6 protein-coding genes are annotated in these 13,937 nt (G+C 70.1%); 2 read left to right on the forward strand and 4 right to left on the reverse strand.

What is annotated here, in order from left to right; translation table 11 throughout:
* Window positions 1-4: 4 nt before the first annotated feature.
* Both ACFQ4H_RS08445 and ACFQ4H_RS08450 read left to right on the forward strand, forming a co-directional pair.
* Window positions 5-5,638, forward strand: coding sequence for a non-ribosomal peptide synthetase/MFS transporter (locus tag ACFQ4H_RS08445; RefSeq protein WP_377568941.1), 5,634 nt, complete (start codon window positions 5-7; stop codon window positions 5,636-5,638).
* Window positions 5,635-7,029: a phosphotransferase family protein gene (locus tag ACFQ4H_RS08450; protein WP_377568943.1), complete on the forward strand. Its 1,395-nt coding sequence runs from the start codon at window positions 5,635-5,637 to the stop codon at window positions 7,027-7,029. Before ACFQ4H_RS08445 ends, ACFQ4H_RS08450 begins: the two co-directional genes overlap by 4 nt.
* Window positions 7,030-7,053: 24 nt before the next feature.
* On the opposite strand, the gene ACFQ4H_RS08455 is transcribed toward ACFQ4H_RS08450, so the two are convergent.
* The 4 genes from ACFQ4H_RS08455 to ACFQ4H_RS08470 all read right to left on the reverse strand — a co-directional run bounded on the left by ACFQ4H_RS08455 (window position 7,054) and on the right by ACFQ4H_RS08470 (window position 13,869).
* The gene (locus ACFQ4H_RS08455; protein WP_377568945.1) at window positions 7,054-7,764 is read right to left on the reverse strand and encodes a restriction endonuclease; all 711 of its coding nucleotides are present in this window, start codon (window positions 7,762-7,764) and stop codon (window positions 7,054-7,056) included.
* Window positions 7,765-7,999: 235 nt separating this feature from the next.
* Window positions 8,000-12,253: an FtsK/SpoIIIE domain-containing protein gene (locus ACFQ4H_RS08460; RefSeq protein ID WP_377568948.1), complete on the reverse strand. Its 4,254-nt coding sequence runs from the start codon at window positions 12,251-12,253 to the stop codon at window positions 8,000-8,002.
* Between the two features lie 65 nt (window positions 12,254-12,318).
* Window positions 12,319-12,588, reverse strand: a complete 270-nt coding sequence (locus ACFQ4H_RS08465) for a WXG100 family type VII secretion target (RefSeq protein ID WP_377568950.1) — start codon at window positions 12,586-12,588, stop codon at window positions 12,319-12,321.
* Window positions 12,589-13,029: 441 nt separating this feature from the next.
* On the reverse strand, window positions 13,030-13,869 hold the full coding sequence (locus ACFQ4H_RS08470) for a hypothetical protein (protein WP_377568953.1): 840 nt from the start codon (window positions 13,867-13,869) through the stop codon (window positions 13,030-13,032).
* Window positions 13,870-13,937 lie beyond the last annotated feature (68 nt).

Genomic DNA, 13,937 nt, shown 5'->3' on the forward strand with positions numbered 1-13,937 from the left:
GCAAATGTCCGCAGCCCCGGATTCGACCACCCGGGAAGCACCGCTGTCCGACACCAAGAAGGCGCTCCTCGAACGGATGCTCCGGCCCCGGGCCAACCTGGCACCGCGGATCGGCCCCCGCCCACCGGACACGCCCAGGATGCTGTCGTACGCCCAGGAACGTCTGTGGTTCGTGGAGCAGCTCGGCACCGGCGGAGCCGCCTACCACGTCTCGGTGGCGGTCTGGCTGGAGGGTCCGGTCGACGCCACCGTGCTACAGGGCGCGCTCGACGACCTGGCGGCGCGGCACGAGAGCCTACGGATGAGCTTCCCTCCCGTCGAGGACGGCCAGCCGTCCGTGGTGGTGGCCGAGACCCTGTCCGTGCCGCTGCGGCTGGACAGCGTGACCGCCGACGACCCGGCGCAGGGGCAGCGGCAGGCACTGGACCTGGCCCGGATCGAGGCGGGCCTGCCGTTCGACCTCACCAACGGCCCGCTGATCCGTGCCCAGCTGATCCGGTACGGCGACCGGGCCCACCTGCTGTCGCTGGAGACGCACCACATCGTCAGCGACGGCTGGTCCATCGACGTGCTGGTCGGTGACCTGCTGACCGCCTACCGGGCCCGGCGGGACTCGACCGCACCGGCCTGGCCCGCGCTGCCCACGCAGTACAGCGACTACGCCCACTGGCAGCGCCATCGGGCCGGCGTCGACCGGGGCCTGGACTACTGGACCGGTCAGCTCGACGGCGTACCCGCCCTGGAGCTGCCCACCGACCGGCCCCGGCCACCGACCCAGCGCTTCGACGGCGCGACCCACCAGTTCGAGATCGACGGCGAACTCGCCGCCGCCGTCACGGAACTGGCCCGCCGGCACGACGCGACCCTCTACATGACGCTGCTGACCACGTACCAGCTCCTGCTGGCCCGGTACAGCGAGCAGACCGACTTCGCGGTCGGCTCCCCGGTCGCCGGACGCGACCATCCGGAGTTGGAGGGCCTGGTCGGCATGTTCGTCAACATGCTGCCGATGCGGGCCCGGGTGGACGACGACGAGTCCTTCGGACAGTTCCTCACCCGTACCCGGCAGGCCGTACTGGACGGTCTCACCCACCAGCGGGTCCAGTTCGAACACCTGGTGGCGGAGCTGGGGGTGGAACGCGACATCAGCCGGCCCCCGCTGTTCCAGGCCACCTTCGCCCTACAGAACTACCAGATGCGCGACCACGCCGCCGGTGCCGACACCGACGGTCTGGCCGCCCGCTGGGAGATCCTCGACCTGTCCGCCACCCGGTTCGACCTGGAACTGCTCACCGTCGAGACCCGCTCCGGCGGCCTGTGGTGCGAGTTCACCTACAACACCGGGCTCTTCGACGGTACGACGGTCGAGCGGATGGGTCGCCACTTCACGCAGCTGCTGCGGACGGTGACCGCCCGGGCCGACACCCCGCTGCGCAGTCTCGCCCTGCTCACCGACGAGGACCGGGCGCAGGTGGTCGGCCAGTGGTCGGCGCACACCGCGCACCACCCGGTCGAGCGGACCCTGCATTCGCTCTTCGAGGCGCAGGTGGCCCGCCGTCCGGACGCCACCGCGCTGGTGTACGGCGACACCGAGGTCAGCTACGCCGAACTCGACCGTAGGGCCGAGCGGCTGGCCCGCCGGCTCCGCCGACTCGGGGTGGGACCGGACACGCTGGTCGCCCTGCACCTACAACCGAGCACGGCGACCGTCGAGGCGATCCTCGGTGTCCTCAAGGCCGGCGGTGCCTACGTACCGCTCAACCTGGCCTACCCCCGGGAGCGGCTGGAGTTCATCCTCGCCGACACCGGGGCGTCGATCCTGATCACCGACCGGGAGTCGCGCGACGGGCTGCCCGACCACTCGGGCCAGGTGATCTGCGTGGACGACGACCGGGACGATCCCGAACCGTCGGCCGACAACGTGACCGGGGTGCCGGTCACCCCCGGCAACCTGGCCTACGTCATCTACACCTCCGGCTCGACCGGCCTGCCCAAGGGCGTCCTGGTCGAGCACCGCCAGGTGGTACGCCTGCTGACCGCGACCGAGGAGCACTTCGACTTCGACGAGAACGACGTCTGGGCGATGCTGCACTCGTACGCCTTCGACTTCTCCGTCTGGGAGGTCTGGGGCGCGTTGGCGTACGGCGGTCGGCTCGTCATCGTGCCCACCGACGCCATCCGCGACCAGGAACGGCTGCTGGACGTCCTGGCCCAGCAGCGGGTGACCGTACTCAACCAGACCCCGGCGGCGTTCCGGGGGCTGCGGGCCACGCTCACCGAGACCGACCGGTCCTTCGCCGACCTGGACGTGCGGACCATCGTCTTCGGCGGCGACGCGCTCCACCTGCGCGACCTACGGCACTGGATGAGCCAGTACGGCGACCAGAAGCCCGCCCTGGTCAACATGTACGGCATCACCGAGACGACGGTGCACGTCACCGCCGGGCGGATCCGTCGAGCGGACATACGCCGGAAGGTGTCCTCGCCGATCGGCCGGCAACTGGACGACCTGCGGGCGTACGTGCTGGACCGGCACCTCAACCCGGTACCGCCCGGGGTGCCCGGCGAGCTGTACGTCGCCGGTGCCGGTCTCGCCCGGGGTTACCTCAACCGGGCGTCGCTGACCGCTGAGCGGTTCCTGCCGGAGCCGTTCAGCGGCGAGGCCGGCGCGCGGATGTACCGGACCGGGGACCGGGTCCGTTGGCTGGCCGACGGGACGCTGGAATACCTGGGCCGGGTGGACCGGCAGGTCAAGATCCGGGGATACCGGATCGAACTCGGCGAGATCGAGGCCGCGCTGCACCGCAATCCCGAGGTACGTTCCGCAGCGGTGCTGGTCAACGAGGACGCCGGCGGTGAACGGCGACTGGTCGCCTACGTCGTACCGGCCGACGCCGACTCCCGGCCGACGCCGGGCCAGCTGCGGGACCACGTCGCGCAGAGCCTGGCCGACTACATGGTGCCGGCGGCGTTCGTACTCCTCGACGCGTTTCCGCTGACCCCGAACGGCAAGCTGGACCACCGTGCGCTGCCGGATCCGGACGTGACCGCGCAGTCGGAGCAGGAGTTCGCCGAGCCACGTACCGAGCACGAACGCCTCATCGCCGGGATCTGGGCCGAACTGCTGAACGTCGAACGGGTCGGCATCGACGACGACTTCTTCAACATCGGTGGACACTCCCTGCTGGCCACCCGGGTCGTCACCCGGATCCGCAACAGCATCGACACCGGCGGCAGCGGTGGCTCGGTCTCCCTGATGGACCTGTTCCGCTGCCGTACCGTCCGGGAACTCGCCCGGCTGCTCGACGAGCCGGCCGACGCCGAACGTACGGCCCGGCTGCTGCACGAGATGACCCGACCGGTGCCGGACGACAAGCACGTGCTGTCCCTGGTCTGCGTGCCGTACGGCGGCGGCAGCGCCGCCGTCTACCAGGCGCTCTCCGAGGCGATGCCGGCCGGGCACCGGCTGTACTCGGTGGCCATCCACAACGAGGAGGCCGGCGGCTCACAGGACACCATGGAGTTCGACGCCCTGGTCGACGGTGTCGTCGCCGAGATCCTCCGCGACGTGCACGGTCCGCTGGTGCTCTACGGCCACTGCGGCATCGGCAGCGCGACCGTGGTGGAGACGGCCCGACGACTGGAGCAGGCTGGCCGGGACCTGGTGGCCGTCTACATCGGCGGAATCTTCCCGTTCGCCCGCCCCAAGGGCATCCTGAGCGGGTTGTCGCGGTTCGCCGAGATGGAGTCGCTACGCAGCAATCGCACCTTCATCAACCGCCTGATCGGGCGGGGGGTGGACATCGAGGAACTCGGCCTCGACGAGGTCAACCGGATCATCCGCAACATGCGCCACGACACCCGTAGCGCGGAGGACTACTACGGCGGACTGCTCGACCGGCGGATCGCCAGGATCAACGCTCCGGTCATCTCGGTCATCGGCGAGCAGGACCCGGCCACCGACCACTACGAGGAGCGTTACCGCGAGTGGGACTTCCTCTCCGACACCTGCGCCCTGGTGGTGCTCGACGAGGGCGGTCACTACTTCAACCGCTACCGGGCCACCGAACTGGCCGAGATCGTCACCAACACCCACCGGGTGCTGGACGAGGACGACGGCGCGGTTCTCACCCGGACGGCAAGGGGTGAGGACAGCCCGTGGTGGCTGCACGGCATACACCGTGGCGACGGTGACGACCCCGCCGACCCGTCGACCGGGAGCCGGCGACGCCGCGCGGCCATACCGAGCATGCGCCGGTTCCTCGGGGTCGCCGGTGGCCAACTGGTCTCCCTGATCGGTTCGACGTTCACCTCCTGGGCGATCCCGATCTGGATCTACCTGACCTACGGTTCGGTCGCCCAGCTCGCCCTGTTCATCACCCTGGGCCTGTTGCCGGGTCTGGTCGTGGCACCGCTGGCCGGTGCCGTGGTGGACCGGGCCAACCGGAAACTGGTGCTGCTCGGCGCCAGCACCGCCGCCTTCACCATCCAGCTCGGGCTCGGCACCCTGCTCTGGACCGACACGCTGCAACTCTGGCATCTGTACGGCCTGATGGTCGCGCTGTCGGTGGCGGCGGCGTTCCAACGCCTGGCGTACGTCGCGTCCGTGCCGCAACTCGTACCCAAGCACTACCTGCGGCACGCCATCGGCGTGGTCGAGTTGGTCAACAGCTTCGGCACACTGCTCGTACCGTTGGTCGCCGCGAGTGTCCTGCACAGCATCGGCCTGGACGGCATCCTGATCCTGGACATCGTCAGCTACACCTTCGCCATCGGGGTCACCGCCCTCATCCGCTGGCCGGCGATGATGGGCTGGCACCGGCGGGAGACGATGCTGGCCGAGATCGCCAACGGGTTCCGGTTCTCCTGGGGGCACCGCAACTTCCGGGCGATGCTGATCTTCTTCCTGGTGATGAACATCTTCCTGGCACCGGCGCTGATCCTGACCAACCCGCTGGTGCTGTCGTTCGGCGGCCTGAACGAAGCGGCCACCGTCTCGGTGCTCAGTGGCGTGGGCGCCACCGTGGCCGGCATGGTGGTGGCGATCTGGGGTGGTCCGGCCCGCCGGCCGATGCGCGGTGTGCTGCTGGCGATTTTCATGATCGCTCTCTCCTGCATCCTGGTCGGTCTCCGTCCGCAACTGGGGACGGTGGCGGCCGGGGCCAGCGGTATCGCGGCCGGGCTGACCCTGAGCACCGGCATCTACCGGGCGATCGTGCAGATCAAGATCCCGCAGCGCTACCACGGCCGGGCGGCGGCGCTCAACCAGATGATCTCGTGGTCGACCCTGCCGCTGGGCTTCGCCGTGCTGGCCCCGAGTGCGGCTGCGCTGTTCGAGCCGATGCTGATGCCCGGTGGCGCGCTGGCCTCCACCGTCGGCAGGGTCATCGGCGTCGGCGAGGGTCGGGGCATCGGATTCGTCTACATCCTCGCCGGACTGGCCATCGCCATCCTCGTCGGCGTCGCCTCGCGGATTCCTGCGGTCGCCCACTTCGACACGGCGACCCCTGACGCCCTACCGGACGACCTCGTCGGGGTGCAGTCGCTGGCGGACCGACGCGCTGCCCGGCCCGCCGAACCGGACGGTGAGTCGCGGACGCTGGTGTCCAGTGGCGCCGCCTCCGGAGGCCGGTCGTGACCGCCCCCGGGCCCGGAGCGGCCAACCCCGTGAACGGTGCGGTGCCAGCCGTGGACGGTGCGGCCAACCCCGTGAACGGTGCGGTGCCAGCCGTGGACGGGCAAGGATCGGCCGACGCCGACGGTGCCGGGCCGATCGAGATCGAAGTGATCGTCACCGCCGCCGACCGGATCCTCGGCCGGACGGCCGGTTCCGGCCCGGTCCTACCCCGGATCCGGCTGACCAGCAGTTGGCCACCCCCGAGCAGTCAACTCCCGGCCGCGGTCACCGCCGAGACCGGTCTCACCGTGGCGCTGATCGAGCCGCTGGACACGACGGTGTTCGTGGCGGAGCCGGTCGGCGGGGACCCGACCGGTGGGTACGCCTGGTTCGACGCGACGGCGTTCGGCGGCGCGACGGTCCGCGACTGGCTGGGTCGTACCGGGCCCGCGACGCGACCGGCCTGGTACCGACCCGGCTGGTTCAGCCGCGCCGTGGACTGGATCGACACGACGCTGGCCGACCGGGACGTCCGGCGGACCGGCCCGGTGACCCAGATCCGGCACTGGACCACCTCCGCCGTACTCTGCGCCCCGACCACCGAGGGACGGGTCTTCCTGAAGGCGGTGTTGCCGCACCTGGCGCACGAGCCGCAGCTCATCGGGCATCTGGCGACGACCTGGCCGCGTACGGTGCCCGAGGTGCTGGCCCGGTCGGCCGATGACGGCTGGTGGCTCACCGCCGACTTCGGCGCCCAACCTCCGGTACGGGACGCCGCCGCTGCCCTGCTGGCGCTGGCCCGGATCCAGGCCGGAACCGTCAACCAGACCGCGCGACTACGCCAGCTCGGCTGCCCCGAGGTCACCCTGGACGACCTTGCCGACCGGGTGCCTGCGCTGATGCGTCGCGCCGAACTGTGGCAGCGTTCCGGCGGGCTGGAGCAGCGGCAGCTGACCAGGGTCGGGATGTGGTTGCAGGACCGGTGCGCCGAGTTGGACGACTTCGACCTTCCGCTCAGCCTGATCCACGGCGACTTCCATCCGCACAACGCCGCCAGTCGCGACGACGGCCCGCTGCTGTTCGACTGGAGTTTCGCGGCCGTGTCCCATCCGCTGTTCGACCTCGCCGGCTGGCTGCACTCCGTACCGGAGGCGGAGGCCCGTCGACACGTCGTGGCCTATCTGGACGGTTGGCGGCACATCGCGTCGCCCGGCACCCTGATGGAGGCCTGGCGGATCGCCCGGCCGGTCGCCGCCCTGGTCGAGTTGGCCAAGTTCGCCGACCTGGCCGACCGGATGGGACCGGCGTACGAGTTCGACTACCTGCCGATGGCGTACGTGTGGGCCCGGCGGGTGTACGACGCGTTCGCCGGTCGTGACGGGCAGCTCGTCGGGTGGCGGGATCCGCAGTGAGCTGATCCGACTGCCCCGCCGACCCTAGGTCGGCGGGGCCGGGTGCCAGAGTCGGGCGATCGGCGGCGGAGCCACCCCGGCATGGGCCCACACTTCGAGCACCGTCCGATCGACCAGTTGGATGCCGAGTTCCCGGGCCAGTATCTGACCGTCCCCGGCGGTGAACGAACCGTTGGTGACGATCATGCAGATTTCGCCACGGTGGGTGGTGAAGCAGGTGCCGGCGAACCGTTGGATCACCGCGCTACCCACCCGGTTGCCGGGTTTGTGCCGCTTGCACTGCACCACCACCCGCCGGCCATCCGGCGCACGGGCGACGATGTCGGCCCCGCGATCCCCCGATCCGCCCTTGACCTCCACTGCGGTACATCCCGACCGGGCCAGCAACCGGGCGAACCACCGTTCGAACTCCGAACCGGTCATCGTGTCGGTGGCCTCGATGACCCGGTCCAGTTCGGCCCGCTCCGCGGCCTGCCGAAGCCGGATCCGCCTCAGGAGCCAGAGCACGGTGACGCCCAGTCCGACGATGACGAACACGATGAGGGCGGACCAGTAGGGATGCCGTCGGACGAACTCGACGATCAGCGCCAGTGCCACCAGTGCGCCCAGGCCTCCGCCCAGGAGGAGCCACCCGTTGTCACGCCCACCCCTGGCGTAGCCGCGTCGGGGATCCTTCCGGGTGTGGCCCCGGACCCGGGTGCCGTCCCTACGCCGGTACGAGCGGACTCGGTGCATCACAGCTCCCGGGGGTGAGAGGAGGATCCCCAGTCTGCCGGCCAGGTACGACAACTCCGAGTCGTCGCCGGTGCCACTGTCAGCTATCCGTCACTCGGTCCCCTACGACCGTCCACGCGTCTTCCTCTCCTCAGGCGGTGACCACGTTCTCTCAGGCGGTGACCACGTTCTCTCAGGCGGTGACCACGTTCTCTCAGGCGGTGACCACGTTCTCTCAGGCGGTGACCAGGTTCCGTCAGGCGGTGACCACGTGTACGACCCGGGCCAGACCGTCCCAGCACCACAGACCGCGACCCCGCCCGCTCAGCGGCTCGACCGTGGCGAACGGCAGCTCGGCGCCGAGCAGGCCGTCGTCGACCGCCTCCGCCTGCAACAGCACTCCCCGACGGTTCGACCGGGCCAGCGACACCAGCTCACCGGCCTCGATCCGGGCGTGGTCGCTGTCGCTGGCGACGACCACACCCCACCCGGCCGCCACCGCCTCGCCCACGTACTTGACGAGTTCGTACAGCGTGCCAGCCTCGTCCCGTTCCAGCAGGTGCGCATCGTCGATCAGCAACAGCGACCAGCCCGACCCGGTCGGTACGAACCCGCTGTCCCGGCCCTCCGGCAACGGCCGGCCGGGCGTGACCATGACGATCCGGTCCGGTGGGGCACTGGAACGCCTCGCCTGTGCCGCGATTCCGTTGAGCACACTCGTACGGCCGCTGCCCCGCCGCCCGGCGACGAGCAGTACGTTGCCGCGCAGTGGTGCGGTCACCGGCTCGACGAGGTTGGCATCGACCGCCAACGGCACACCGCCGCCCACCGGAGCCGGCAGGTCGTGCACCGACAGCCGGCTGGGCATGGCGGGAACGTCCACCGGCGGCTGCCCCTGCATCCGGGCCCGGACCGCCGGCCCGTTACCTTCGACGCCGGCATCGACGACGGCGATCTGGACCTCCGTCCGGTCCAGCAGGCCACGCCCGGGCGGGCTGTCGGCGTGCAGGACGTTGGCCGGCACGCCGAGCAGGTCGTAGTCGTCGCCGCTGCTCATCCGCAGCACCAGTCGCATGGCGAAGGCGGACTGGACATCCGTCGGCAGAGCGACCCGGCTCGGTGCGGTGGCCGTCACGTGTACCCCGGCCCGGCGGCCGTCCTGCAACACCGTGGTGAGCAGTTCGGCGTGCTCCAGGTGGATGCGGTTGCCCTCCAGTGCGCCGAGCAGCGCCGGCAGGTTGTCGATCAGCACATGTATCCGGGGCGGCCGGTCGGCCTCGGGCAGCTGGTCCAGATCCCGCACGTTTCGATCGGCCAGCAGACCGTTGCGTTGCCGTACGGTCCGGTCCAACCAGCGCAGCAGGCGCATCACCCGGGGCAGTTCGGACTGGCCGACCACCGTTGCAACCGACGGCCAGTTGCGTAGCCCGGACAGCGCACCACCGGCGAAGTCGATCCCGTACACGTGCGGCGGTACGGCGGTGTCCACCAGGGCGCTCGCGACCGCTACCACGCGGAGCAGTTCCGTCTTGCCGGCCCGGGAGGCCCCGTACACCAGCAGGTGCCCGACCCGGGCATAGTCGACGACCAACGTCGCCTGCCGTTGCTGGCGCGGCTCGTCCACCATGCCGATCGGCACCGAACCGGTCGCCGCCCCGGATACCGGCGTGCGTTGCAGTTCGGACAGCGGAATCACCGTCTGCAACGGCGGCAGCCAGGGGCGCTTCGGGCGCTTGCTGGCAGCCGAGGTGAACGCGGTCGTGACCGTGGCGACCAGCCGGTCCAGGTCGGTTCGCGGGTTCAGCAGCCCCGTGGCGACCACAGGCGTCGAGGTCGTTGCGGCGAACGGACGGATGGTGACCGGTTCCGCCACGTTGCCGACCTCCTCACGGGCCCCGACCCAGGCCACCTGGACGAGCTCGGTGGTGCCGTGGCCGATCCGTCGCAGGAAGGCCCGGCCGGGCGTACGGCGGGAGATGTCGGCGGCGTCCGGCAGGTCCAGTACGTCCTTCGAGTCGTCCGGTGACGCCACCCGCAGCGCGATCCGTAGGTCGGTGTTGGCCTGGATGTTGGCGGTCACCACCCCGGCCGGTCGCTGGGTGGCGAGGAACAGGTGCACCCCGAGCGATCGGCCACGCTGGGCGATGTTGACCATGCCCTCGACGAACTCCGGCACCTCCGCGGTCAGCGCCGCGAACTCGTCCACGCAGACGAGCAGGCTGGGCGGAGCCGCACCCGGATGTTCGGCCTCCATCTGGACCAGATCCTTCACGCCGTAGCTGGCCAGCAGTTCCTCGCGGGCGGTGATCTCGGCGTGCAGCGACACCAACGCCCGTTGCACCTCGGCCCGGTCGAGGTCGGTGATGTATCCGACGGTGTGCGGCAGCTGGGCACATTCCCGGAACGCCGCCCCGCCCTTGTAGTCGACCAGCAGAAACGTGATCCGGCTCGGCGGACTGTTCACCGCCAACGAGCAGAGCAGGGTCTGCAACAACTCGCTCTTCCCCGCACCGGTGGTACCGGCGATGAGGGCGTGCGGCCCATCCTCGCGCAGGTCGATGGTGACCACCCCGTCGATGCCGCGTCCGAGCTGGGCCCGCAGACCGCGACTGGCCACCCAGCGCTCGCGGACCATCCCCGCATCGTCGATGTCGGCAAGGTCGGCGGACAGGTCGGGCAGGCGTAGGCGTTCCGGCAGGTCGGTCTCTGCCGGGCGGACCGCCACCCCGTCGGTGTAGGGATGCATCGTCCGCGCCAGCAACCAGGCGGTCACCAGGTCGAGCTTGTCCACCTCGGACAGGACCGCCACGCTGCCCCGGTCCCGGCTGCCGAGGCAGGCCACCGGTCGTACCGCTGGCTGGCCGGCGACCGCGGTGGCCGCCACCGCCGCGACGGCGGGGATGGCGGCGGTCAGGTCTAGAACGGTGTCGGTGCACGACGGCACCGAGGTCGGGCTGGCACCCAGCCAGATCAGGTAAAGCCGGCGCTGCTCAGCGACCGCCGCCAGCATCTCGATCCGACGTCGGGACACTCCGGCCGCTTCGTCGATGACGCAGATCGTCACGCCGTGACCGTGGTCCTCGGCCGCCAGCACGTCCAGCAGCGCCTGTCCGTCGACGCCGTCGATCGCCACCGGCGACCTTCCCCCGGTCCGTCGGACGGTATGCGGCAACCAGCGCAACCATGTCTCCTGATAGGCCCGGCGCTGCGAGAGTACCGCCGCCAGTGACACGTCGACCGGTGAGTGGTCGGCGCACAGCCGGACGAGCAGGGCACGGACGACAGCGTCGACCGCCTGGGCCGGGCCGGTGACCGCTGTCACGGTGGAGTCACCGAGCCGGTGTGCCACCGGGCTGTCGAGCAACAGGCGACGCCGGTCCAGCTCGGCCCGGGCTTCGCTGGTCGCCGTACGGTCACCGCCCGTGGCAACGGTTCCGGTCACCAGCGCCGGAACCGGGCCGAGACCGATCCGGCAGGTCAGGAAGTCGTTCGTACCGGGTTGCCGGCACCACAACGTGGCCGCCCGGCTGAGCACCCGGCTGCGCAGATCGTCGATGGCCGGGGAGTCGATTCTGGCGCGTTCGAGTTGCGCGTCCGCGTGCCGATCCAGTTGGTCCAGCTGCTGAGCAAGGTCCTCCCGCCAGACGGCCAGCTCCTGGGCGAACTCCTTGGCGGCCTGCCGCAGCTGCAACCAGTAGTCGAGGAGCATCACCGCCGGCCAGCCCACGATGAGGGCCAGGGCACCGACGTTCCAGCCGGTGGAGAAGAGCCCCACGCCCATCACCAGCGGCAGCAGCAGCATCGCCCAGGGCAGATGCGGCCGAGGCTGCCTGGTCGGCGCTGGAGGCACCTCCATGGTCTCGGCGGCCAGCGGCTCACCGAACCGGGGTGGCCGCAGGACCACGCCGCTGTCCCGCTCCGCCTCGCTACCGTCCCTGGCCGGCTCGAGGACGACCGTCGTTGCCCCCAGGGTGATGGCCGACCCCCACGGCACCGGGGTCGGCACATTCACCGGTCTGCCGTCGATCAACGTACCGGCGGCGGACCCTTCGTCGATCACCACTGGCTGCGGGCCCGACAGCAGGACACGTGCGTGCTGCCGGGAGACCGTGTCGTCGTCGATCGCGACCGTACAGCCGTGTCCGCGTCCTATCGTGGCGGCCTCGCCAGCCAGGGTGACCGTACGGCCGGTGCCTGGGCCGGAGACCACCCGCAGCACCGCCCGGGACCGCAACGGCCGGCCCGGCAGGTGCGCCCATCCGGGCGGTACCGGAGTCACACTGAGCAGGTCGCCATTGCGCAGACCGCACTGGGCCAGCAGCTGCCCGGCTGGCCAAGGCACCCCGGCGGTCACCGGCGCGACATGGGTGATCTCCGGATGGCGTACGGCGAGATGTCCAGCGAGCGCCTCGGCGAAGTCGCGTACGGTCGCATCCGGTTTCGCCTGCACGACCACGTCCACCGGTTCAAGGCCGCTGTTCTGCGATCCCTGGATACTCAATGTCCACATGACGCACCCGCCTCCAATGGAACGGGCAGGGCAATCCTGCCCTGCCCGTAACTGCCGGTCTGGAACTACTTGCTCGTCGCCAGCTGCTGTGCGGCTTCCTTCTTGAGGTTGGTGGAGGCCGTCCGCAAGGTCTCCGCGACCTTCTTCAGCGACGGTACGCAGGTACCGCTCCAGTTCTGCTTGAACCGCTCGGCGTCGGAACCCTTCCACTGCACTCCGTTGACGGCGGTGGTGAGTGCCTGGATCTGCTGGTTGATGGCCGAGACGGCGTTGTTCATCTTGGTGGCCAGGGCCTGCGCCTGGGCCGGATCCATACCGACGAAGCCTGCGCTCATGACAATCCCTCCGCGTTTGAATTGATTGACGAAGTTCCGTTCCCCCGGAGCCGCGTTGGAAATGACGCTACGAACCGGGGCGGCGGACCGGCAACTGGAAGCTTCCGAAGAGAGAATCGCCGGAAACTTCCGTCGCCGCCTCAGCTGTCCTTGACGAAGAGTCGTACGGCGTGATCCCGTTTCCCTGCCCGGTGGTCCTCGCACCGGTATTCACCAGTTGATGCGTGATACCGGGATCCCCGTTACCGGAAGAACCTGTTCTGTGCTTCCCTGAACAGGTCCCTGACGGTGCCCGGATCCCGATCCCCGGGCGAGGACTACGCCGCCGCCAACACTTCGCGCTGACGACCCCCTGGCGGCCGACAGATGACGGCACGGTGGGCCGGGCGGAACTCTCCGGCCGATCCCGCCACCACAGAACGTTCCGGACCGCCCGCGCCGTCAGGGCTTGGAACGCTGCCGACGCTCCCAGGACTGCCGCTCGACCCGCTTCAACTGGTCTTCGGTGACCAGGCCGACCTCGGCCGCCCGCCGCCCGACGGCATAGCGAACGTTCTCCACGCGTCGCCCGTCCTCCAGCCGGAACGGGTGTCCCCCCGATCCGAACGCCAGTCGCGCGATCTGCTGGATCGCGTCGTGTACCCGCTGGGGCGCGGCGAGCCGCCCGGAGTCACCGCGCCAAGTCCTGATCCGTTCCGAGATCTCCCGGTTGGTCGGCGGCCTCGGATAGTCGTCGGCGCCAGCCAGCCAGGGCTCGGCGAGCGCCAGCGCCACGAACCAGGTATCGCTGTCCGGCTCCAGGTCGGTCGGGACGGCGGTGGGCAGCAGTCCCCAATCCGGGCCGAAGGCAGCCGGAGCCACGTACGGCGACGAACCGGTGTCGTCGAACGCGACGTCGACGTTCAGCATGATGTCGACGTATCCGGTCAGGTCCGTTCCTCCCCGGAGGATGAGCAACTGGTTCTCTCCGGTGTCCAGTACGGCAGTCATTCCCTCGGCCAGGGTGCCCCGGCGGGCACCTCCGGGGGCATCGAAGAGGCTGGACAGCGTCGCCTGGGGCTTGCCCCGCCAGCGCAACCGGACGGCCTCCTCCCCGACACTGAGTTCACCGAGCAGCCGTGACACATGTGTCCCGCAGCGCGCCAGTGTCAGGGTGGTGACGGACAACTCGAATTTCAGATCGTCGGAGAGCATCTCGGAGGGCGCCCTACCGAACAGGAGGGTGTCACCGACCCCGAGCAGAACGGGCTCCGCACTCAGTGTCCTTACCGTCACTCGCATACGTCCCGCTCTCCCGATAACCTGTCGCGGTCAATCCCGGATCCATTTTGGACCACATCGAGGAGGCG

Origin of the sequence: Micromonospora sonneratiae, from assembly GCF_042679305.1 — a bacterium.
In the GTDB taxonomy this organism is placed as follows: domain Bacteria; phylum Actinomycetota; class Actinomycetes; order Mycobacteriales; family Micromonosporaceae; genus Micromonospora_H; species Micromonospora_H sonneratiae.